Below are 19,912 nucleotides of genomic sequence, written 5' to 3'. Positions count from 1 at the left end.
GCCATGAGAGCCTTCCCCCAACGCAAGGAGCGCCGCGCGCGCATCGAGATCATTCCGATGATCGACGTGATGATGTTCCTGCTGGTGTTCTTCGTGCTCATCAGCACCAACGTGCTGCCGGCGCTCGGGCTGAACGTGGCGCTGCCGGGTTCGGCCAAGCCCGATCCGGTCAAGGACGAGCCGCTGCGCATCACGCTGACGATCGACCGCACCGGTGCGGTCTACGTCGACGGCAAGCCGGCGCCGATGGCGCAGATCGCCGACCGCCTCAAGGCCGCGGCCGGCCCCAAGCCGGCCAAGGTGATCATCGCCGGCGACGGCAGCTCGAACCTGCAGACGCTCGTCGAGCTGCTGGACCAGCTCAAGGCCGCGGGGATGCCAGCGGCGTCCATCATCACCAAGCGCCAGCCGTGAGCGATTTCCCGAGTCACGACGGGCGCCGGGTGTTTCGGCCGATGACGGCGCGCGATCCGTTCGAGCGCGCCTCGATCGGTTTCGCGCTGGCGGCCACCGCCGCCGCCGTGGTGGCGCTGGCGATGATGCCGCGGCCCGAACTCGCGCCCAACCCACCGCCGCCCGACGCGCCGACCGTGGTGACCCTTCAGGCGGAAGAAGTGCCGCCCGAGGTGCCTCCGCCGCCGCCGCCTCCCCCACCACCGCCGCCTCCGCCCAAGCCGGTGACGCCGCCCCTGCCGCGTCCGCTGCCGCCCGCACCGGCCCCGGTGCCGGCCCCGTCGCCTTCGCCCGCACCGGCGCCCGTGCCGCCGCCGCCACCACCGCCGCCCGTGGCACCGGCCCCGCCGCCGGTGCCGACGCCGCCCGTGCCCGCACCCGCGCCGCCACCGGTCAACAACGCCAACATCGAGGCCGGCTACGTCGGACGTCTGCGCGGCTACATCCGCAGCATCACCGAATACCCGACCTCGGGCGATGCACGGCGCCTGCGGCCCGAAGGCGCAAGCGTCGTGCGCTTCACGCTGGGGCGCGACGGAACCATGAAGGATGCGGAGATCGAGCGCAGCGCAGGCTCGCCGATCCTCGACAAGCAGGCGCTGCAGATCGTGCGCAACGGCAAGTACCCGGCCTGGCCGGGCGACGCCTGGCCGGGCAGCAGCGACCATGTCTTCACCGTCACCGTGCAGTTCGTCTCGCCATGAGCGCGCCACCCGACTTCGACACCGAATCGCCGTCCGCCGTGCGCGCGGCGATCCGCAGCGGCGCCTTCCGTGGTTTCACCAACACGGTGGCGCGCGGGCATGTGCAGGGCAACCTGATGATCGTGCCGGCCGAACACGCCGACGACTTCGCGGCGTACTGCGCGCTCAACCCGCAGGCGCTGCCGCTGCTGGGCCGCAGCGAACCGGGCTCGCCGCACATTCCCGGCATCGCGGCCGACCTCGACCTGCGCACCGACGTCGGCGGCTACATGGTCTTCCGCGACGGCGAGCTGGTCGACACGCCGCGCGAGATCGCCACGGTCTGGCGCGACGACCTGGTGGCCTTCGTGCTGGGCTGCTCGTTCTCGTTCGAGGCCGTGCTGCAGCGCCAGGGCGTGCGGCTGCGCCACATCGACGAGGGCAGCGTCTCGGCGATGTACGTGACCGGCATCGAGACCAAGCCGGCCGGGCGCTTCGGCGGCCCGCTGGTGGTGTCGATGCGCGCGCTGCGCGCGGCCGACGCGATCCGCGCGATCACCGTGTCGCAGCGCTACCCGCAGTTCCACGGCGAGCCGGTGCACATCGGCTGGCCGTCGTTGATCGGCATCGACGACCTCGCGCGGTCCTATGGCGGCCACGGGCTCACCGAGCTGCACGACGACGAACTGCCCGTGTTCTGGGCCTGCGGTGCGACCGCCCAGCTGGCCGCCCGCCAGGCCCGGTTGCCGCTGTGCATCACCCACTACAAGGCGCACATGGTCGTGACCGACCTGCCGATCGACGGCACCGCCGCCGATCCCTCATTCGAAAAGGAAAAGACATCATGAACATCGAGACGATGTATGCGCAGTACCAGGCGCAAGGCTACGTGCTCATCCCCGACGCGCTCAACCCCGCCGAGGTGGCCGAGTTGCAGGCCACCACCGACCGCATCGCCGCGCAGGCCACCGGCCTGACCGAAGAGAATTCGCTCTTCGACTTCGAGGCAGCCCACACGCCCGAAGTGCCGATGGTCCAGCGGCTCAAGAAGCCGCACCGTGTCGACCCGCTGTACTTCGCGTTGGCGAAGCACCCGGCGATCTTCACGCTGGTGCAGCGCATCTGCGGCGAGAACATGCGCCTGAGCCACAGCAAGATCAACATGAAGGCCGCGCGCGAGGGCTCGCCGCTCGAGTGGCACCAGGACTGGGCCTTCGCGCCGCACACCAACATGTCGACCTGCGTCGCGTCGGTGATGATCGACGACGTGTCGCTCGAGAACGGCGCGATGCAGGTGCTGCCCGGTAGCCACAAGGGGCCGCTGTTCGACCACCACGACCCGGAGCTGGGCTTCGTCGGCGCGGTGGACATCGCCGCGCAGAAGGTGGACATCGGCGGCGCCGCGTCGCTGGTCGGCGCGGCCGGCACGGTGTCGATCCACCACCCGATGACGATGCACGGCTCGGGCGCCAACCGCTCCGGCCGGCAGCGCCGCATCCTGTTCCTCGAGTACGCGGCCAGCGATGCCTTCCCGCTGTTCTACGACGTCGACTGGGACGAGTACAACGCGCGCCTGCTGACCGGCCCGGCCACGAGCGAGGTGCGCACCGAGCCCCACTACATCAAGCTGCCCTTCCCGTCGCGCGCCGGGAGTTCCATCTACAAGGCGCAGGCCCATGCGCGCGCGCGCTACTTCGACAAGGCGGCCGCATGAGCGCGAACGATCACGAGCCGTCGACGGCGAACCGGTTCGCACTCGTCACCGGGGCCGGCAGCGGCTCCGGCCGGGCCATCGCCATCGCGCTGGCCGAGGACGGCTGCGACGTCGGCATCCTGGGCCGGCGCACCGAGGCGCTGGAAGAAACGGCCACGGCGATCCGCGCCCTGGGCCGCCGCACCTGCATCCTGTCGACGGACGTCTGCGACGAGTCGGCCGTCGCCGCGGCGATGGAGGTGTTCCTCGCCTGGTCGGGCGGCCGCGCCGACGTGCTTGTCAACGCGGCCGGCATCCCCGGCCCGCTGCTGGGCGAAACCATCGGCGAGCTCAAGGTCAAGGACTTCGACGCCGTGATGGCGACCAACCTGCGCGGCCCCTTCCTGCTGATGTCGCACCTGCTGCCGGTGATGTGCCGGCAAGGCAACGGGCGGGTCATCAACATCGGCGGCAACCACGGCATGCGCGGGCGCGCCGGCCGCGCCAGCTACGCGAGTTCGAAGTGGGCACTGCGCGGCCTGACGCGCAGCGCCGCGCTGGAAGTCGGCAAGCATGGCGTGACGGCCAACCTCGTGGCGCCCGGCGCCATCGCGGTCGACCGCATGCGCCAGCGATGGGCCGACCAGGCCGAGGCCGAAGGCGTGAGCGAAGCCGTGGTGCTGGAGCGCTACGTGCAATCGCTCGGCGTCGCGCTGCAGCGGACCAACGACACCGCCGACGTGGTCGCCGCCGTGCGCTTCCTGGCGGGCGAAGGCGGACGCAACATCACCGGGCAGGAGATCGTGGTGGATGGTGGCGTGATCGTGTGAGTCGTTGACCGTCCATGCGCCTGCGGGGCGCCGGGGGCGTCTTGCATCGGCCGGACGGCCTCACAGCGTCTTGCTGAGGGTGACGATGCCACGCGTCTTGTTCACGAAGCCGAAGTAGTCCTTCTTGTTGGCACCCTGCACGCCGCCGTACAGCGCGACACCGCTGCCGAAGTCGTACGACACGCCCAGCGCGTAGTCCACGTAGTTCGGGATCTTGCTGCTGGTCAGGGCCGTGTAGTCCTTGATGCCGCCATTGAAGCGCGTGTAGCCCACCGCCGCCTTCAGCGTCAACGAGGGCGCCACTTCCTGTGCGAACGCCAGGTTCAGGTACCCCGTGTTGCGGCCCTTGTAACCCGAGCCCGAGCTCTCACCGGCCCAGCCGAAGTAGTCCTTGGAGATCGTGTGCGAGTACTTCAGCGTCAGCGGACCGAAGCTGCCGGCACCGTACAGCTCGGTGGTGTTGGCGCCCTTGGCACCCGGGTAGATGTAGGTCAACGCGCCCACGTCCCAGTTCACGCCACCGGCGGTGAATTTGTAACCCCCGTACAGGTCGCTCTCGATGCTGTTGCCCGACAGCCAGTTGACGCTGGAGTTCCAGTTGCCCACGTACCAGCCGCTCTCGCCGAAGGCGTAGTCGAAGCCGCCCTGGATCGCCGGCTTGAAGGCACGCGTGCGGCCCGTGTCCTGGTCCTGCCCGCGGAACTTGTAGTTGCTCGTGAGTGCCACATTGGCCGTCAGCTGTGCGCTGGCGAGCATCGGCAGGGTAGCGAGGGCGACGCAGAGGGTGGTGCGAAGGGTGCGTTTTTGCATGGGGATTCCGTTGGGGCCATCGGCCGTTGTCGTTCATGTCTGCCGGGTCGGCAGCCGGACGACACTGTCGAGCAACGGGCATCAAGAGGGTGCAAAGCTTTGGCCGCCTCGCGCAAAGACCGCATAAAAAAGGGAAGGTCAGCGACGAGTCGGCCGTCGCCGCGGCGATGGAAGTGTTCCTCGCCTGGTCGGGCGGACGCGCCGACGTGCTGCTCAACGCGGCCGGCATCCCCGGCCCGCTGCTGGGCGAGACCATCGGCGAGCTCAAGGACAAGGACTTCGATGGCATGACGGCCAACCTCGTGGCGCCCGGCGCCATCGCGTCGAATGCATGCGCCAGCGATGGGCCGATCATCGACGGCACGGCGGCGCCGTTGCGCTTTTCCCGTGAACGTCAGCGGCAGGCGCCCGTTCGTGAGCGCCCAGCAAGAAGACGACTTACTTGCCGCACGTGCCCGGCTGCGCCAACCCGAGTTTGACCACGTCGGCCTTGCCTTGCTCCTCGGGAATCTGTTCCAAGTCGGCGCCGCCCACGAAGGCACCGAGCTTGATGAACTGCCGGATGAAGTAGTTCTTCCCGGCTTCCATGAATACTTCCATGGCGTTGGGCGAGAACTCCGATTCGGTTTCGATCTTGTGCTTCTTGCCACCTTCGACCTGCGTGTAGAAGAACACGTCGGATGCACTCTCGCCCAGGCATTTGCCGTCGACCCAGATGTCCTTCTTGAGCGCCTTCCCGACGAAGCTGTTGCGATACACATAGACGCCGGAGTTCCCCGCACTGGGAGCGCTGAATTGCTTGGCCTTGTCCGACTCCTCCTTGCTGGCCATGTTGACGGAGGCACATCCGGTCAACACGAAGGCGGAAAGGGCGAGGATGGTGATGTTGTGATTGATCTTCATCTTTGAACTTGAAAGACAGTTGAGAAAAAACGCCGAGCCCGATCTCGAGCCCGCCTCCATGACCGCGGCGTGGTGCCGGGAGCGGCGGGATTATGCCCTTTTGTTTCGACATGTAACTCAGTGTCTTGGGTGTTGGATTCGCGGGGTGAGGGCCTGAGCGAACTGGTACCCGGCAAGACGGGTGTTTCCCTCGTCGCCTGGCCCCACCAGGCGCTCTGCGGGAGAATCCCCCCATGAAAATCGAAAAAGACACCGTCGTCACCCTCCGCTACAAGGTCACCGACCTGCAGGGCAAGCTCATCGAGGAAGCCAAGGAGCCCATGGGCTATCTGCATGGCGGCTACGACAACACGCTGCCCAAGATCGAAGAGGCGCTGGACGGCCAGGAGGCCGGCTACGGCGTCACGCTGCAGCTCAAGCCCGAAGACGCCTTCGGCCTGCGCGACCCGGCGCTGGAGCGCACCATCGACAAGAGCGACTTCCCGCCGGGCGTGAAGGTCGGCGGCCAGCTCGAAGGCCGCAACGACAACGGCGAGCCGCAGATCTACTACGTGAAGAAGATCAAGGGCAACCAGGTGCTGCTCGACGGCAACCACCCGCTGGCCGGCCAGGAGCTGCGCTTCGTGCTGAAGGTGCTCGAGGTGCGCGCTGCCGCACCGGAAGAGCTGGCGCACCGGCACGTGCACGGCGCAGGCGGCCACCATCATTGATCCACGAAGCGACGGCCCACCCATGAACTCCCCCCTGAGCGCCCGCGAACAAGACCAGAAGAAGATGGCGCTGTGCGAGCCGTGCAGCGGCATCCAGCGCAACTGGCGCCGGGCCCCCGGCCACGCCGAGCTGGTGCAGGGCAACAACCGCAAGGAAGAACGCGAGGACGGCCGCATGGTCACCGTCACCAGCTACCGCTGCGACCGCTGCGGCACCCGCTGGGAATACGAGAACGACAAGGCCAACCTGCATGCGGGGTGGTCGGTGACGGGGCGGTAGGCGCTTGGAAGACGCGCTTCGCATCCGCAGCTACCAGCCGGGCGACGCCCCTGCGCTGCGCCACGTTTTCGAGTCGTCCGTCCACACCCTCGCGGCCCGCGACTATCGACCCGAGCAGCTCGCCGCCTGGGCACCACGCGACCACGACGCGGCGCGGTGGGCCGAGCGCATGCAGCACATCCGGCCCTTCGTCGCCGAACGGGGCGGCACGATGGCCGGCTTTGCCGACGTGCAGCCGTCCGGCCACATCGACATGTTCTTCGTCTCGGGCGATCACGCGGGCCGCGGCGTCGCGACGGCCCTGATGGCGCACCTGCATGCGGTGGCGCAGGCGCAGGGCATCGCCGCGCTGCATGCCAACGTAAGCCTGCGTGCGGAGCGCTTCTTCCTCGCCTCGGGCTTCGCGATCGAAATGCGGCAGGAGGTCGAGCGCGCCGGCGTCATCCTGCGCAATGCACGCATGCGCAAGGTGCTGACGGCCGCCGCCTGAGCCCGCCAGCGCCGCGGCGCCTGCCGCAGCGAATTGAGGGGGAAAGCCCCCTCTGTTCCACCCATGGGCCACGGCCCCCGCGGCCTAGGATCCGACTTCCTTCATCCCGCCACGCGGTACGCCGACCCTTGGGCGCATCCGTCTGCACATGCCATGTCCGGAACTGTCGTTTTCAAGGGCGTGACGTTCTCTCCCGACGTTGCGCCGCTCGTCCCGCGCATGGCGCTGGTGAATGACCATCGCGAGTCGCTGCAACGGCTGGAAGACACCTGGGACCAGCTCGGTCTGCTGGCGCAGATGACCGGCAGCGGCACGTCCATCGCTGCCACGGGCGCCAGGTTCCACGCCCTGACCGGCGTGCTGCTCGACGCCCTGGCCCAGCGCCTGCGCCAGGACGCCCTGCGCTCGGCGCGCGCCAAGGCACAGACCCTGGTCGACCTGCTGGTGCGCAACCTGTTCGAGCGCACCGCCGACGTGGGTTTTCTCGCGCTGGACAGTGCCCTCGTCAGCGCCGCCGCCGCGGCGACCGAGATCGACGCGGCGCAGCTCGGCGCCCTGCAGAACCATCTGACTTCGTACCAGGCGAAGTACAGCGTGTACGACGACATCCTGTTGCTCGCGGCAGACGGCAGCGCACGCGTGCGCCTGCGGCAGGACACCACCGCGCAGGCAGACGCCGGGCTGGCCCAGGCAGCGCTGCGCAACGACGCGCCCTACCTGGAGCGCTTCGGCCCGTCGCCACTGCTCGGCGGACAGGATGGCCTGCTCTTCTGCGCCCCGGTGCGCACCCCCGGCGGCCACGCCGCGGCAGTGCTGTGCCTGAGCTTCGCGCTGCAGAACGAGATGGCGTCGATCTTCGCGGCGCTCACCGCGGGCGACGAGGCCTCGGTGCTGCTGCTGCTCGACGCACAGCGCACCGTGGTCGCCAGTTCCGACGTGCACCAGGTCGGGCTCGGCGTGGTGCTGCCGGCGCCACGCCCGGGCAGCATCACCCTGCGCTTCGCGGGGCGCGACTACCTCACGGTGCAGGCGAGCTCGAACGGCTACCAGGGCTACGTCGGCCTGGGCTGGGTCGGCTGTGTGCTGGTGCCGCTCGATGCCGCGTTCGACGGCAGCACCGCGCCGATGCCGAAGAAAGACATCGGCGCCCGGCTTTCCGCGGGCAACCACCTGTTCGGCGAAGCGCTGCGCACGATCCCGATGCAGGCCAAGGGCATCCAGCACGGCCTCGAGCGGCTGGTCTGGAACGGCCAGCTGCGCCTGAAGGCGGACGGCGGCGACGTGTCCGCCACCGGCTTCGCGAACGTGCTGCTCGAGCGCGTCACCGCCACGGGGCGCCGCATCAGCCAGGTCTTCGAAGAGGCGATCGAACAATTGCAGCAGTCCGCCGAGGCCTCGGTGGTCGACGAGGTGCGGGCCGCCGCGGCGCTGGGCAGCGACATCCTGGACCGCAGCTTCTACGAGCGCGCGAACGACTGCCGCTGGTGGGCGCTCGACGAGACCCTGCGCACTGCTGCGCGCGAGCGCACGCCCGACGCCTGCGCCCAGGCCTCGAAGGTGCTCGCGCACATCAACGGCCTGTACACGGTGTACGCGCAGCTCCTGCTGCTCGACGAGCACGGCAAGGTGCTCGCCAGCTCACGCACACCGCAAGCGGGCAGCGTGGCGACGCCCTGGATGTCGGCAGCCGCCCTGCTGCGCGACGAAAGCGCCTACGTGCGCGCGGCCTTCGGCCCGTCGCCCTTCTACGACGGCCGCGGCACCAGCATCTTCGCGGCGCATGCCCACACCGGCACGGGCCGGGGCGGCACCGTGGCGACCGTCTTCGACAGCGCGGTGCAGATGGAAGCCATGCTGCACGACGTGCTGCCGCGCGACGCGGCGGGCGCACCGCTGCCCGGCGCCCTGGCGCTCTTTCTCACCCGCAACGGCACGGTGGTGGCCAGCACCGATGCGCGCTGGCAGGCCGGCGACGAAGCGCCGCTGCGCGAGCGCTGCGAATCGCTGGCCCGGGGCGCATCGAACGGCGCACTCGTCGAGCTCGGCGGCGTGCTCCATGCGGCCGGCATCGCCATGACGGGCGGTTACCGCGAATACGACAGTGCCGGCAGCTGCGGACCCGACGACATGGCCTGCCTGGTGCTGTCGGCGCTGGGCGAGGTGGCTGCTGGCGACACCGACGCCTGGCCCGCGCGCTTCGCGCCGGCGCTGGATGCGCACGCGCCCCAGAAAGACGAACGCACCGGCTTCGCGAGCGTGCGCATCGGCCCCCAGTGGCTCGGCCTCGCGACGGCCCAGGTGGTCGAAGCCATCGAGGCGCCCGCCTCGGCCGCCGGCGAAGGGCGCGGCGGGATCGTCATCCACGACGACCGGGCGCTGGCGGTGATCGACCTGCATCGCCTCGGCCGCGACGCCGGTGGCACGACCGACCGTCGACAGGCCCTGCTCGTCATCTGCGAAGACGCGAACCAGCGCCGGGTTGCGCTGCGCGTGGACGAACTTGGCCCGGTCTTCGACGTGGCGCGCTCGGCCCTGCGGCCGCTGCCGCCGGGCCTGGAGGCGCGTGACCCGCTGGCGACCGCGCTGGTGGACGGCGGCGACGGGCCGATGCTGACGGTCATCGACATCGATGCCCTGCACGCCATCGGGCGGGCCGCGGTGCGGACGTAGCGACACTGGCATGCAGCATTGCGGGCACGCGCCTTGCACAATCGCCCGCATGACCCGCCCCACCGCCATCCCCACCGTCCAGATCGACAACGACCGCGTCACCGTCACCGAGTGGCGTTTTCCGCCCGGTGCCGAAACCGGCTACCACCGCCACGGCATGGACTACATCGTGGTGCCGATGACCACCGGCACGCTGCTGCTCGAAACGCCGAACGGCGAGGTGCGCAGCCCCCTGACCGCTGGCGTGTCGTACACGCGGCTCACCGGCGTCGAGCACAACGTGATCAACGCCAACGACCACGAGTTCGTCTTCGTGGAGATCGAACTGAAATAGACCCACCCCCGATGCGGCGCACTGCGTGTCGCCGCCTCCCCCTCAAGGGGGCGCACCCAGCGGCCTGGCGGAGCCAGTTCCGCGGGTGCCCTGGCCTCAACCCACTTTCACTTCGACCCGGCGCGGCTGCGCATGCTGCGCCTTCGGGATGCGCAGGCGCAGCACGCCCTGCGCGAACTCGGCCGAGACCTGCTCGGTGTCGAGCTCCTTGCTCAGCGTGAAGACGCGGCGAAAGCGCGCCAGGCCGACCTCGGTGTGGCTCGACTGCAGGCCCTCGGGCGACGGCAGCGCCGACTCGGCCTCGATGGTCAGCGTGTCGGCCTCGACGTTCAGCTGCAGCTTGTCGCGCGACACGCCCGGCAGGTCGGCGTAGAGGGTGATGCCGCCGCTGTCCTCGATGACGTCGACCGGGGGTGTCAGCGCGGCGTCGCTGTAGCGCGAACGTGGCTGGGCCTTTTGCTGCGCGCTCGGTGTGTTCGACGCACCCTGGGTGGTGGCCGGTGTCTGATAGGTGTTCACGATGCACTCCTTTCTTGCAGTGTCGAGGATCGAATTCACTGGACAGCGATGCGCCGCGGCTGGGCCGACGCGCGCCGCTGGATGCTGATGTGCAGCACGCCGTCGCGGTATTTGGCGTCGACCGCGTCCGGGTCGGCGTCGTCGGGCAGCGTGAGCACACGGCGGAAGCTGCCCTCGAAGCGCTCGTTGATGTGCACGGCGGCCTTGTCTTCGGGCTTCGGCAGGTCGCTCTTGCGTTCGCCGGCGATGGTGAGCAGCCCGCGTTCGAGGTTCACCTCCAGCTTCGCCGGCTCGACGCCGGGCGCGAAGGCGAAGACCTCGATGGACTGCGGCGTGCCGCCGACGTTGATGGCCGGAAAGCCGTTGCGGCCGATGCCGCGGATGGTGGGCGACAGATCGAAGGCCTGCTGCATGTCGCGCTGCAGGCGATCGAGTTCGGCGAACATGTCGCGCGGAAAAAGCGATCGATACATGGCGATAACCTCCATTCATGCGTTGAAACGAAGGAGGCGCCGGAGGCGTGTCCAGCGCTTCCGAGGGCGTACATAGGGCACGCCCGGACGACTTCAAGAGCGGAGATTTCGCTTTTTTAAACCGCCGGATCGACCGGCATCGGCGGCGTTCCGCGCGCCTCGATGGCCTCGCCAGCCGCCAGCAGCAGGTCTTCGCGGAAGCGCCCCGCCACCAGCTGCACGCCGACCGGGCGCGTGCCGGCCATGCCGGTGGAAACGACCAGCGACGGCAGCCCGGTGAGCGGCAGGCCGATCATCGGCGCCTGCGCGGCCCACACCCGCGCGTAGGCGTCCGGCCCCTGCAGGTCGAGGTCCGACGCGAAGGGCAGCTCGGCGCTCGCCGGCATCAGCAGCACCGGGTAGCGCGTGGTGAATTCCTGCCAGGCACGCGCCAGCGTGGCCCGGCGGATCAGCGCCTTCGACAGGTCCGGCGCGCCCGCCGCGCCGACGAGGCTGGCCTGGCCCGCGAGCGCCGCGATGGCACCGGCATCGCCTTCCTGCTGTGCGGCGGAGACCATCGCGTCGTAGCCGTCGCCCATCCACAGCACGATCTGCGTGGTGCAGGCGTCCTGCAGCGGCGGCACGTCGTCGAGTTCCTCCACCTGCCAGCCGGCATCGCGCAGGCGTTCGGCGGCATCGACCAGCGCGGCGGCCACCGCCGGGGACGTGTCGAGCCCGTCGGGCCGCACGCACAGGCCGACGGTGCGCGGCATGTCGGGGCCGGTGAGCGGCGCCGGTACCCACCACGGGTCGCGGTCGTCGGCGCCGGACATGGCGGCCAGGCCCAGGCGGATGTCGCCGATGGTGCGCGCGATCGGCCCCGACACGGCGGTGATCTGGCCGCCGATGTTGCGTTCCGGCCCCGACGCATTGAAGGCGGCCACGCGGCCCAGCGAGGGCCGCAGCCCGTGCACGCCGCAGGCGTAGGCCGGGTAGCGGATCGAGCCGGCGATGTCGGTGCCGTGCGCGAGGTGGCCGATGCCGGCCGCGATGGCCGAGGCCGCGCCGCCGGACGAGCCGCCGGGCGTGAGCGACGCATCGCGCGGGTTGACCGTGCGGCCGTGCAGCCGGTTGTCGGTGAACCAGCGGTAGCTGAAGGCCGGCGTGTTGGTGCGGCCGACGATCACCGCGCCCGCCTTCAAAAAGTTGTCGACCACCGGGCTGTTCGTCGCCGCGATGCGGTCCTTCTGCAGCGTCACGCCATTGGTGGTCGCGAAGCCGGCCTGGTCGATGTTCACCTTCACGGTGATCGGCACGCCGGCGAGCGGGCCGCAGTCTTCGCCGCGGGCCAGCGCGGCATCGATGGCGTCGGCGCGCTGCAGCACCTCGTCAGGGCGCCAGTCGACCACCGCGTTGAGCCGTGGGTTGACGGCATCGAGCCGCGCCAGGGCGGCCTGCGCGGCTTCGACGGCGGAGAATTGGCGTCGCGCGATGTGCTGCGCGACGTCGGAAGCGGAGAGGCGCCAGATGTCGGTCATGGTCGCGGTTTACAGCGCAGCGAGCACGCTGTCCAGCGTCTCGACCAGGAGGTCGGCATGGGTTTGGTCGAACACCAGCGGCGGCCGGATCTTCAGGATGTTCGCCTGCTCGCCCGTGGCGCTGAACAGCACGCCCCGTTCGCGCATCGCATTGACGATGCGCGCCGTCTCGGCCGTGGCCGGCGTGCGCGCGGGGCGGTCGCTCACCATCTCGACGCCGACGAAGAAGCCGGCGCCGCGCACGTCGCCGATCAGCGCGTGGCGGTCCACGAGCTGCGTGAGTCGCCCACGCAGGTAGGCGCCGACGCGCTGCGCATTCGCGACCAGGCCTTCGCGCTCGACCACGTCGAGCACCGCCATGCCGGCGGCCATCGACACCGGGTTGCCGCCGAAGGTGTTGAAGTAGCGGCACTCGCGGCCGAAGGCGGCCAGCACCTCGGGGCGGATCGCGATGCCGGCGAGCGGGTGGCCGGCCCCCAGCGGCTTGCCCATGGTGACGATGTCGGGCACCACGCCGTGGCGCTGGAAGCCCCACATCGCATCGCCCGTGCGGCCCAACCCGGCCTGCACCTCGTCGGCGATGAAGACACCGCCGGCCTCGCGCACCGCCTCGACCGCGTCCTGCAGGAAGCCCGGTGGGTCGGTGAAGATGCCGTCGCTCGAGAAGGATGTGTCGACCAGCAGCGCGGCGGGGCGCATGCCGTGGGCCTTCAGGTCGGCGATGGCTTCGCGCACGCCGGCCGCGAAGGCGCGACCCATGTCGGAAGGCGCGATGCGGTAGCTGTCGGGTGCGGGCACGGTGCGCACGCTGGCCCCCAGCTGCACGAACTTCCCGAGCGACGGCGAGGCCTCGGCGATCGATGCGGTCACGCCGTGGTACGCGAAGCGCGTAACGATCAGGCCTTCGGCCTTGGTATGCGCCCTGGCGATGCGCATCGCGAGGTCGTTCGCCTCGCTGCCCGTGCAGGTGAACATCGCATGCGCAAGTTCCTGCGGCATGGTCGCGAGCAGGCGCTCGGCATAGTCGAGCACGCCTTCGTGCAGGTAGCGCGTGTGCGTGTTGAGGATGCTCGCCTGCCGCGCGATGGCCTCGACCACATGCGGATGGCAGTGGCCGACCGAGGCCACGTTGTTGTAGGCGTCGAGGTAGCGTTTGCCGTCGCCGTCGTGCAGCCACACGCCGTCGCCGCGCACCGGGTGCAGCGGCGTCTCGTAGAACAGGCGGTAGGCCGGGCCGAGCACACGGGCGCGGCGTTCCATCAGGGCCTGGGTGTCGGCAGGAAGGGCGGACATGGGATGCTTTCGATTCAGAGACCGCAGGCGCTGCGGAAGGCGGCCGTGGCATCGGCGTTGCCGACGCGTTCGCAGGCCTGCAGCCGCGCCCACGACAGCGGGTTATTGCGCAGCAGGTAGGCCGCGTTCTCCGGATAGCGCGCGGCGCGCCAGCCGCTGATGGCGACCACCATCACCAGCCGTGCCGTGATCAACGCGAAGAGCAGGTCGAGTTCGGTCGCCAACAGTGGCCGGACCGCGTGGTACGCGGCGACGAAGGGCACGATGTGCGCGAAGGGCGCATCGTCGGTGCCGATCTGGTAGGCCGCGGCCACGGCCAGGTCGTCGATGCACGGCGCGCGCACCATGTCGCCGAAGTCGAGGATGGCCGCGATGCGGTCGGTGTCCTGCGGGTCGACCAGCACGTTGTAGATGTTGAAGTCGTTGTGGATCGGCTGCGCGGGCAGCGTGCGCAGCACCGGCTGGGCCGCGTGCTCGAAGCGGTCGAGCGCCGCGGTGGCGAGCGCGCGGCGGTCGGCGTCGGCGATGTGCGCGAGCAGGCCGCGCACGCTCTCAGCGCGCTGCAGGTCCCAGGGCAGGGGCAGGTCGCCGGCCGGGTGGTCGAAGCCGGCCAGCGCCACGTCGAGCCGCGCCAGCATGCGCGCCAGGTTCTGCTGCTGCAGCGGCGTGCGCGGCGCCTCGGGCAGCGGCAGGCCGGGCAGGTAGGTGAAGACGCGTGCGACGCGCGGCAGGCCGTCGCCCGGGTCCACCACGATCGAGGGTGCGCCGTCCAGTGTCGGCACGATGCGCTGCACCGGCAGCGTGGGATCGGCCTTGGCCAGATGCAGCAAGGCCTGCGTCTGGAAGTCGGCGACCAGCGGGGTTTCGGCCGGGTGCGAGATCTTCAGCATGAAGCGCGCGCCGTCGGAGGCGCGCTCCAGCCGGTAGTTGCGGTCGCGCTCGCCGGTCAGCGGCTTCATTTCGCCGGCGATGCCCCAGCGCTCCTGCGCCAGCGCGCGCACCCAGGCGTCATCGAGTTCGGGCGAGCCTTCGCTCAGCACCTGCGCGTCGTCGAATTCAGTCGCCGGGCTCATGCAGCACTCGCAAAGCCGCGCAACGCGCTCGCGATGTTGGGACCGAGGTCGTCCGACAGGTAACCGCCCTCCTGGACCAGCACGGTCGGCAGGCCCAGGCGCGCGATCTCGGCCAGCAGCACTTCGAAGCCGGGCGTGGTGATCTTCATGCCCTTGTACGGGTCCTTCTCGTGTGCGTCGAGGCCGAGTGCCACCACCACCGCACCGGGCGCGAAGGCGCGGATGCTGTCGCAGGCGTCGCGCAGCGCGGGCAGGTAGCCGTCGATGTCGGTGCCCAGCGCCAGCGGCTTGTTAATGTTGTAGCCCAGGCCTTCGCCTTCGCCACGCTCGTGCGCGTAGCCGGTGAAGAAGGGCGTGAAATTGCGCGGGTCGCCGTGCAGCGAAATCGTCAGCACGTCGCTGCGCCGGTAGAAGATGCCCTGTGTGCCGTTGCCGTGGTGCACGTCGATGTCGAGGATCGCCACGCGCGGGTGCGCCGCGCGCAGATGCTGCGCTGCGATCGCCACGTTGTTGAGGTAGCAGAAGCCGTTGGCGCGGTCGACATAGGCATGGTGGCCCGGCGGACGGCACAGCGCGTAGGCGGCACGCTCGCCGTCGAGCACCAGCTGCGCGGCGTGCGTGGCCATGTTCGCAGAGGCGATGGCGGCTTGCCACGTGTGCGCGCCGATCGAGCACGCGTTGTCGCCCATGTGGAAGCCGGCCTGACCGACCACGCTCTCCGGGTAGCTGCAGGGCTGGCCGGGGAAGGGATGGATGTTGGGCATGACCTCGTCCGACGGGTCGTCCAGCAGCTGCCACCGTGCATGGGCCGTTTCGAGGAAGCGCAGGTACTCGGGCGTGTGGATGGCCGCGCGCGGGGCGGGGCCGAAGTCCTGGCCCGCAATGACCTCGTGGCCCTCGGCCTGCACCGCCTTCAGCAGGCGGAAGGCGCGCTCGGGCTGCTCGTTGCTGCGCTTGAGCTTGCCGCGCACCATGAAGAGTTGCGGGTCGTGGTCTTTGTGGGTGTCGGTGTAGACGACTTTCATCGCGGATGTCCTTGAACGGTTCAGGCGGGGGATGGCGTGGCGGGAAACGCAGGGGCTGCGCCGTGCTGCTTCACGAACAGCGCGCGCACGTTTTGCCACGCGTCCTCGAGATGCACGCGCATGGCCGTCTTGGCCGCTTCGGCGTCGCGCTTCATCAATGCGTCGACGATGGGGTAGTGCAGCGAGGCCACGGTGGCCGGGTCGTGGTAGACCGCATCGATGAGCGCGATGATCATCCGCAGCTCGGTCTGTGTGTTCTGGTAGATGCGGCGCAGGTGCGCATTGCCCGAGAGTTCGCAGATCAGCGTGTGCAGTTCCAGGTCGCTCGTGATGCGTTCGTCCTGCGCCTGCGTCGCGGCCTCGCGCACCATGGTGTCGACCAGCGCCTTGACGCGCGCGAGGCCCGCGTCGTCGGCCCTTCGGCAGGCCAGCTCGATGGACGTGAGTTCGATGCTCAGGCGCACCTCGTACAGGTCGTCGATCTCCTGCACGCTGATCGTGCGCACCGCGAAGCCATGGCGCGGCCGCGAAACCAGCACGCCCTGCCGCTCCAGCCGGCGAGCCGCCTCGCGCACCGGTGCGCGGCTGATGCCCATACGCCGCGCGATGTCGGCCTCGACGATGCGGCTGCCCGGCGGCAGGTGGCCTTCGACGATGGCACGCGTGAGTTCGGCCTCGACCAGCCCGACGAGGTCGGTCGACTCGACGGATTCGAAGAAGGTGGCGTCGGACGATGTGGAAAGAGCCATGGAAGGTGTGTCTCGCTGGAGCCGGTGGCCCGTTCTTATTCGATGGCGACCCGCTGCGGCGTCGGACGTGCGCGCGCGATGTACATGCCGGCGCACATGATCAACGCGATGCCGGCGATCGCCAGCGTGTCGGGCGGTCGGTGGAAGAAGAAGGAACTGATCAGCACCGCCAGCAGCAGCTGGAAGTAGTTGAGCGGCGCCAGCGTCGAAGCCTCCACCCGCGAGAACGCGGCCAGCAGCAGCCATTGCGCCGCGCCGCTGCAGGCGCCGCCGGCCAGCAACAGCAGCGCGTCGCCGACGGGCACATGCTGCGTCGGCCAGAAGAAGGGCGCGGGGATCGCCGTGACCACCAGGCAGACGATCGCCGTGTACGCGTACTGCACGGGGCTCGCGACGTGGCCGGCCAGGCGCCGCGTCAGCAGCTGGAAGACCGCGTAGCAGACGGCCGACACGGCCATCAGCACCGTGCCCAGCAGCGGCAGGTTGCCGCCGGGCCGCACGATGAGCAGCATGCCGCCGAAGCCCACGATCACCGCGATCCAGCGGCTGCGCCGCACCGTCTCGCCCAGCAGCCAGGGCGACAGCGCGACCATCAGCAGCGGCGCGGTGAAGTAGATGGCGGTGGCCTCGGCCAGCGGCATCCACAGCAGTGCCGTCATGAAGCAGGTGGCCACCGTCGCCAGCATCACGCCGCGCAGCAGCAGCAGCGGCTTCTGCGGCGCGCGCCAGATGCGCAGGTCGCCGTGGTGCAGCAGCATCGCGAAGGCGATGCCGATGACCGCGAAGTAGCGCATCACGTTGACGAAGGGCGCCGAATAGAACTGCAGCATGTACTTGCAGAACGCGTCGTACGACGCGAAGGCCACCAGCGCGCAGAAGAAGATCGCGACGCCCGCGCTTCGGGAGCCCGGCGGGCGCAGCGAGGCGATGGCGGCGCTCATTCCGTGACGTTCATCGGGTGGACAGGAAGCCCTGCACGAAGCGGTCGAGCGCCGGGCCGATGGCCTCGACCATGTAGCCGCCCTCCTGCACCACCACGGTCGGCAACTGCAGTGCACCGATCCGCTCGCCGAGCGCGCGGTAGGCCTCGAGGTCGAGCTTCAGCACGCTGATGGGGTCGTCTTTGTAGGTGTCGAAGCCCAGCGGCAGCACCAGCGCACCCGGTGCGAAGTCGCGCAACGCCGCCACGCCGCGGTCGACCGCGTCGAGGAACTCGTCGTTGCCCGTGCCGTGCGCCAACGGCAGGTTGAGGTTGAAGCCCTCGCCCGCACCGACGCCGCGCTCGTGCGCATAGCCGGTGTAGAACGGGTAGTAGCCGCCCGGGTCGGCATGCGTCGACACGGTGAGCACGTCGCCGCGCGCATAGAAGATGTTCTGCGTGCCGTCGCCATGGTGGGCGTCGACGTCGAGCACCGCCACGCGGCCGTGCGTCTGGCGCAGCCGCTGCGCCGCGATGGCGCTGTTGTTGATGTAGCAGAAGCCGCCCGCGCGGTCGCGGTGCGCATGGTGGCCCGAGGGCCGGCACAGCGCGTAGGCCACGTCGTCGCCGGCCAGCACCGCATCGGCCGCGGCCACCGCCGTGTGCGCCGAGCGCAGGACCGACCGCCAGGTGTGCGGCCCCAGCGGGCACGACAGGTCGCTGATGTAGTAGCCGGTGCGCGCGATGAGCGAGGGCGACGGGCACGGCGCGCGGTCCACGCCCGGCACGCCGTTGTAGTACGGCGAGAGATTGGGCAGCACCTCGATGCCCGGCTCCAGCCCGAAGACCTTCAGCTCGCGCCACTGCGCATAAGCCGTCTCGAGGTAGTCGAGGTAATCGGCGCTGTGCACCGCCTCGAGCGGCGCGCGTCCCACATCCGGCGGCGAGGCCAGCGCGATGCCGCGGCCGGCCAGCGCGTCGCGCAGCGCATGCGCGCGGCTGGGCAGGTCGGTCGGCTTGCAGATGCGGCCGACGCGCATGTACTGCTGCGGGTCGTGCAGCAGCTGGTCGTCGGTGAAGAAGGCCTTCATGCGAAGGTCTCTTCGAAGATGGCCATGGCGCGCTCGAAGCGCACGAAGAGTTCGTCCATCTCGGCGGCGGTGGTGATGAGCGCCGGGCAGAAGGCGATGGAGTCGCCCATGGCACGCACGATCAGGCCCTGCGCCAGCGCCAGCTCGGCCAGCCGGGCACCGGCCTTCTTCGCGGGGTCGAAGGACACGCGCTTGGCCGGGTCGGCGTACAGCTCGATGGCCGCGATCAGGCCCACGCCGCGCACCTCGCCGACGTACTTGCGGCCTTCGTAGCCGTGCAGCGCCTTCTGGAACTGCGGCACCAGCGACTTCACGTGCGCGAGGATGTTCTCGTCCTCGTAGACCTTCAGCGTCTCGAGCGCGATGGCGCACGCCACCGGGTGGCCCGAATAGGTGAAGCCGTGGCCGAAGGTGCCGATCTTCCCGCTGTTGGCGGCGACGGCGGCATGCACCTTCTCGTTGACCATCACGGCCGAGATCGGCACGTAGCCCGACGACAGCGCCTTGGCGCTGGTCAGGATGTCGGGCTTGAGGCCGAAGGTGGTCGAACCGAACATCTCGCCGGTGCGGCCATAACCGCAGATCACCTCGTCGGCGATCAGCAGCACGTCGTACTTCGCGAGCACCTTCTGCACCTTCTCGAAGTAGGTGGCCGGCGGCACCAGCACGCCGCCCGCGCCCATCACCGGCTCGGCGATGAAGGCGCCCACGGTGTCGGGGCCTTCCTCGAGGATGCGCTTCTCGAGGTTGTCGGCCAGGCGGGTCGCGAAAGCCTCCTCGGTCTCGCCCGGTTCGGCATAGCGGAAGTGGTGCGGGCAGTCGACATGCAGGATGCGGTCGATCGGCAGGTCGAAGTCGCGGTGGTTCGGCACCAGGCCGCTCAGGCTCGCGGCCGCGACGGTGACGCCGTGGTACGCGTTCTTGCGCGCGATGATCTTCTTCTTGGCCGGCTTGCCGATGGCGTTGTGGTAGTACCAGACCAGCTTCACGGCCGAGTCGTTGGCCTCGGAGCCGCTGTTGGCGAAGAAGACCTTCGACATCGGCACCGGGGCCAGCGCGATGAGCTTGTCGGCCAGCGCGATGGCGGCCGGGTTCGAGCGGCCGTTGAACGTGTGGTAGTACGGCAGGCCGTGCAGCGCGTCGCTGCCGGCCTTGGCCAGGCGGGCATTGCTGAAGCCCAGCGACGCGCACCACAGGCCCGACATCGCTTCGAGGTAACGGCGGCCCTGGTCGTCTTCCACGAAGATGCCGTCGCCGCGCGTGATGACCAGCGGGCCGACCTGCGGATGGGTCGCGAGGTTGGTGAAGGGGTGCAGGTGCGACGCGACGTCGTGCGCTGCGTTCTCGGCGTGGGTGCTTGCGTTCATGGAGAGTCTCCTTGTGTGATCGGCGGGTGG

The 19,912-nt window shown here is 69.7% G+C and carries 23 protein-coding genes; 11 read left to right on the top strand and 12 right to left on the bottom strand.

Annotated features, from left to right (window positions below; genetic code table 11):
* Nucleotides 1-3 precede the first annotated feature (3 nt).
* The 5 genes from QTH86_RS17620 to QTH86_RS17600 are packed head-to-tail and all read left to right on the top strand — an operon-like array spanning nucleotide 4 to nucleotide 3,659.
* Nucleotides 4-414 (top strand): ExbD/TolR family protein, encoded by a 411-nt coding sequence (locus QTH86_RS17620; protein ID WP_286647493.1) that lies wholly within the window; start codon nucleotides 4-6, stop codon nucleotides 412-414.
* The gene (locus QTH86_RS17615; protein WP_286647492.1) at nucleotides 411-1,157 is read left to right on the top strand and encodes an energy transducer TonB; all 747 of its coding nucleotides are present in this window, start codon (nucleotides 411-413) and stop codon (nucleotides 1,155-1,157) included. Before QTH86_RS17620 ends, QTH86_RS17615 begins: the two co-directional genes overlap by 4 nt.
* Entirely contained in the window at nucleotides 1,154-1,984 is an 831-nt protein-coding gene (locus QTH86_RS17610) for a putative hydro-lyase (RefSeq protein ID WP_286647491.1), read from the top strand. The genes QTH86_RS17615 and QTH86_RS17610 overlap by 4 nt, the downstream gene beginning before the upstream one ends.
* Nucleotides 1,981-2,850, top strand: a complete 870-nt coding sequence (locus tag QTH86_RS17605; protein WP_286647490.1) for a phytanoyl-CoA dioxygenase family protein — start codon at nucleotides 1,981-1,983, stop codon at nucleotides 2,848-2,850. The genes QTH86_RS17610 and QTH86_RS17605 overlap by 4 nt, the downstream gene beginning before the upstream one ends.
* A complete protein-coding gene (locus QTH86_RS17600) occupies nucleotides 2,847-3,659 on the top strand; it encodes an SDR family NAD(P)-dependent oxidoreductase (RefSeq protein WP_286647489.1) in 813 nt (270 codons plus the stop codon). Before QTH86_RS17605 ends, QTH86_RS17600 begins: the two co-directional genes overlap by 4 nt.
* Before the next feature lie 60 nt (nucleotides 3,660-3,719).
* Here QTH86_RS17600 and QTH86_RS17595 read toward each other — a convergent pair whose 3' ends face one another.
* Complete coding sequence (locus tag QTH86_RS17595; protein WP_286647488.1) at nucleotides 3,720-4,469, bottom strand: TorF family putative porin; 750 nt, start codon at nucleotides 4,467-4,469, stop codon at nucleotides 3,720-3,722.
* An 89-nt stretch (nucleotides 4,470-4,558) separates the two neighbouring features.
* Here QTH86_RS17595 and QTH86_RS17590 point away from each other — a divergent pair, with 89 nt between their 5' ends.
* Entirely contained in the window at nucleotides 4,559-4,948 is a 390-nt protein-coding gene (locus QTH86_RS17590) for a hypothetical protein (RefSeq protein ID WP_286647487.1), read from the top strand.
* Here the strand turns inward: QTH86_RS17590 and QTH86_RS17585 are convergent.
* Complete coding sequence (locus QTH86_RS17585; RefSeq protein ID WP_286647486.1) at nucleotides 4,908-5,372, bottom strand: DUF2846 domain-containing protein; 465 nt, start codon at nucleotides 5,370-5,372, stop codon at nucleotides 4,908-4,910. The two genes, QTH86_RS17590 and QTH86_RS17585, sit on opposite strands and share 41 nt — an antisense overlap.
* Before the next feature lie 233 nt (nucleotides 5,373-5,605).
* Here QTH86_RS17585 and QTH86_RS17580 point away from each other — a divergent pair, with 233 nt between their 5' ends.
* The 5 genes from QTH86_RS17580 to QTH86_RS17560 all read left to right on the top strand — a co-directional run bounded on the left by QTH86_RS17580 (nucleotide 5,606) and on the right by QTH86_RS17560 (nucleotide 9,856).
* Entirely contained in the window at nucleotides 5,606-6,082 is a 477-nt protein-coding gene (locus QTH86_RS17580) for an FKBP-type peptidyl-prolyl cis-trans isomerase (RefSeq protein WP_286647485.1), read from the top strand.
* A gap of 22 nt (nucleotides 6,083-6,104) precedes the next feature.
* Nucleotides 6,105-6,362 carry a hypothetical protein gene (locus QTH86_RS17575; protein WP_286647484.1) on the top strand — a complete coding sequence of 86 codons (258 nt, stop codon included), beginning with the start codon at nucleotides 6,105-6,107 and terminating at the stop codon, nucleotides 6,360-6,362.
* Nucleotides 6,363-6,366: 4 nt separating this feature from the next.
* Complete coding sequence (locus QTH86_RS17570; RefSeq protein ID WP_286647483.1) at nucleotides 6,367-6,852, top strand: GNAT family N-acetyltransferase; 486 nt, start codon at nucleotides 6,367-6,369, stop codon at nucleotides 6,850-6,852.
* A 153-nt stretch (nucleotides 6,853-7,005) separates the two neighbouring features.
* Entirely contained in the window at nucleotides 7,006-9,522 is a 2,517-nt protein-coding gene (locus QTH86_RS17565) for a chemotaxis protein CheW (protein WP_286647482.1), read from the top strand.
* A 49-nt stretch (nucleotides 9,523-9,571) separates the two neighbouring features.
* The gene (locus QTH86_RS17560; protein WP_286647481.1) at nucleotides 9,572-9,856 is read left to right on the top strand and encodes a cupin domain-containing protein; all 285 of its coding nucleotides are present in this window, start codon (nucleotides 9,572-9,574) and stop codon (nucleotides 9,854-9,856) included.
* Nucleotides 9,857-9,952: 96 nt separating this feature from the next.
* Here QTH86_RS17560 and QTH86_RS17555 read toward each other — a convergent pair whose 3' ends face one another.
* The 10 genes from QTH86_RS17555 to QTH86_RS17510 all read right to left on the bottom strand — a co-directional run bounded on the left by QTH86_RS17555 (nucleotide 9,953) and on the right by QTH86_RS17510 (nucleotide 19,882).
* Complete coding sequence (locus tag QTH86_RS17555) at nucleotides 9,953-10,276, bottom strand: Hsp20/alpha crystallin family protein (RefSeq protein WP_286647694.1); 324 nt, start codon at nucleotides 10,274-10,276, stop codon at nucleotides 9,953-9,955.
* 134 nt (nucleotides 10,277-10,410) lie between these two features.
* On the bottom strand, nucleotides 10,411-10,848 hold the full coding sequence (locus QTH86_RS17550; protein WP_286647480.1) for an Hsp20/alpha crystallin family protein: 438 nt from the start codon (nucleotides 10,846-10,848) through the stop codon (nucleotides 10,411-10,413).
* A gap of 116 nt (nucleotides 10,849-10,964) precedes the next feature.
* Nucleotides 10,965-12,365: an amidase family protein gene (locus QTH86_RS17545; RefSeq protein ID WP_286647479.1), complete on the bottom strand. Its 1,401-nt coding sequence runs from the start codon at nucleotides 12,363-12,365 to the stop codon at nucleotides 10,965-10,967.
* Nucleotides 12,366-12,374: 9 nt separating this feature from the next.
* The gene (locus QTH86_RS17540) at nucleotides 12,375-13,658 is read right to left on the bottom strand and encodes an aspartate aminotransferase family protein (RefSeq protein ID WP_286647478.1); all 1,284 of its coding nucleotides are present in this window, start codon (nucleotides 13,656-13,658) and stop codon (nucleotides 12,375-12,377) included.
* A gap of 14 nt (nucleotides 13,659-13,672) precedes the next feature.
* The gene (locus QTH86_RS17535) at nucleotides 13,673-14,731 is read right to left on the bottom strand and encodes a phosphotransferase (RefSeq protein WP_286647477.1); all 1,059 of its coding nucleotides are present in this window, start codon (nucleotides 14,729-14,731) and stop codon (nucleotides 13,673-13,675) included.
* Nucleotides 14,728-15,756, bottom strand: coding sequence for a histone deacetylase family protein (locus QTH86_RS17530; RefSeq protein WP_286647476.1), 1,029 nt, complete (start codon nucleotides 15,754-15,756; stop codon nucleotides 14,728-14,730). Before QTH86_RS17530 ends, QTH86_RS17535 begins: the two co-directional genes overlap by 4 nt.
* 20 nt (nucleotides 15,757-15,776) lie before the next feature.
* On the bottom strand, nucleotides 15,777-16,505 hold the full coding sequence (locus QTH86_RS17525) for a GntR family transcriptional regulator (RefSeq protein ID WP_286647475.1): 729 nt from the start codon (nucleotides 16,503-16,505) through the stop codon (nucleotides 15,777-15,779).
* 35 nt (nucleotides 16,506-16,540) lie between these two features.
* Nucleotides 16,541-17,446, bottom strand: a complete 906-nt coding sequence (locus QTH86_RS17520) for a DMT family transporter (protein ID WP_286647474.1) — start codon at nucleotides 17,444-17,446, stop codon at nucleotides 16,541-16,543.
* 10 nt (nucleotides 17,447-17,456) lie between these two features.
* The gene (locus tag QTH86_RS17515; protein ID WP_286647473.1) at nucleotides 17,457-18,515 is read right to left on the bottom strand and encodes a histone deacetylase family protein; all 1,059 of its coding nucleotides are present in this window, start codon (nucleotides 18,513-18,515) and stop codon (nucleotides 17,457-17,459) included.
* Nucleotides 18,512-19,882 (bottom strand): aminotransferase, encoded by a 1,371-nt coding sequence (locus QTH86_RS17510; RefSeq protein ID WP_286647472.1) that lies wholly within the window; start codon nucleotides 19,880-19,882, stop codon nucleotides 18,512-18,514. Before QTH86_RS17510 ends, QTH86_RS17515 begins: the two co-directional genes overlap by 4 nt.
* Between the last annotated feature and the right edge of the window lie 30 nt (nucleotides 19,883-19,912).

Origin of the sequence: Variovorax sp. J2L1-78 (assembly GCF_030317205.1) — a bacterium.
In the GTDB taxonomy this organism is placed as follows: domain Bacteria; phylum Pseudomonadota; class Gammaproteobacteria; order Burkholderiales; family Burkholderiaceae_C; genus Variovorax; species Variovorax arabinosiphilus.
The sequence above is the reverse complement of the archived record's forward strand: the minus strand, read 5'-3'. Positions and strand labels throughout refer to the sequence as shown.

Coding starts and splice junctions, on each gene's coding strand:
- QTH86_RS17530 (WP_286647476.1), bottom strand. CDS start 15,756: ATGAAAGTCGTCTACACCGACACCCACAAAGACCACGACCCGCAACTC.
- QTH86_RS17535 (WP_286647477.1), bottom strand. CDS start 14,731: ATGAGCCCGGCGACTGAATTCGACGACGCGCAGGTGCTGAGCGAAGGC.
- QTH86_RS17510 (WP_286647472.1), bottom strand. CDS start 19,882: ATGAACGCAAGCACCCACGCCGAGAACGCAGCGCACGACGTCGCGTCG.
- QTH86_RS17595 (WP_286647488.1), bottom strand. CDS start 4,469: ATGCAAAAACGCACCCTTCGCACCACCCTCTGCGTCGCCCTCGCTACC.
- QTH86_RS17550 (WP_286647480.1), bottom strand. CDS start 10,848: ATGTATCGATCGCTTTTTCCGCGCGACATGTTCGCCGAACTCGATCGC.
- QTH86_RS17520 (WP_286647474.1), bottom strand. CDS start 17,446: ATGAGCGCCGCCATCGCCTCGCTGCGCCCGCCGGGCTCCCGAAGCGCG.
- QTH86_RS17575 (WP_286647484.1), top strand. CDS start 6,105: ATGAACTCCCCCCTGAGCGCCCGCGAACAAGACCAGAAGAAGATGGCG.
- QTH86_RS17515 (WP_286647473.1), bottom strand. CDS start 18,515: ATGAAGGCCTTCTTCACCGACGACCAGCTGCTGCACGACCCGCAGCAG.
- QTH86_RS17600 (WP_286647489.1), top strand. CDS start 2,847: ATGAGCGCGAACGATCACGAGCCGTCGACGGCGAACCGGTTCGCACTC.
- QTH86_RS17565 (WP_286647482.1), top strand. CDS start 7,006: ATGTCCGGAACTGTCGTTTTCAAGGGCGTGACGTTCTCTCCCGACGTT.
- QTH86_RS17605 (WP_286647490.1), top strand. CDS start 1,981: ATGAACATCGAGACGATGTATGCGCAGTACCAGGCGCAAGGCTACGTG.
- QTH86_RS17580 (WP_286647485.1), top strand. CDS start 5,606: ATGAAAATCGAAAAAGACACCGTCGTCACCCTCCGCTACAAGGTCACC.
- QTH86_RS17525 (WP_286647475.1), bottom strand. CDS start 16,505: ATGGCTCTTTCCACATCGTCCGACGCCACCTTCTTCGAATCCGTCGAG.
- QTH86_RS17620 (WP_286647493.1), top strand. CDS start 4: ATGAGAGCCTTCCCCCAACGCAAGGAGCGCCGCGCGCGCATCGAGATC.
- QTH86_RS17545 (WP_286647479.1), bottom strand. CDS start 12,365: ATGACCGACATCTGGCGCCTCTCCGCTTCCGACGTCGCGCAGCACATC.
- QTH86_RS17540 (WP_286647478.1), bottom strand. CDS start 13,658: ATGTCCGCCCTTCCTGCCGACACCCAGGCCCTGATGGAACGCCGCGCC.
- QTH86_RS17585 (WP_286647486.1), bottom strand. CDS start 5,372: ATGAAGATCAATCACAACATCACCATCCTCGCCCTTTCCGCCTTCGTG.
- QTH86_RS17560 (WP_286647481.1), top strand. CDS start 9,572: ATGACCCGCCCCACCGCCATCCCCACCGTCCAGATCGACAACGACCGC.
- QTH86_RS17610 (WP_286647491.1), top strand. CDS start 1,154: ATGAGCGCGCCACCCGACTTCGACACCGAATCGCCGTCCGCCGTGCGC.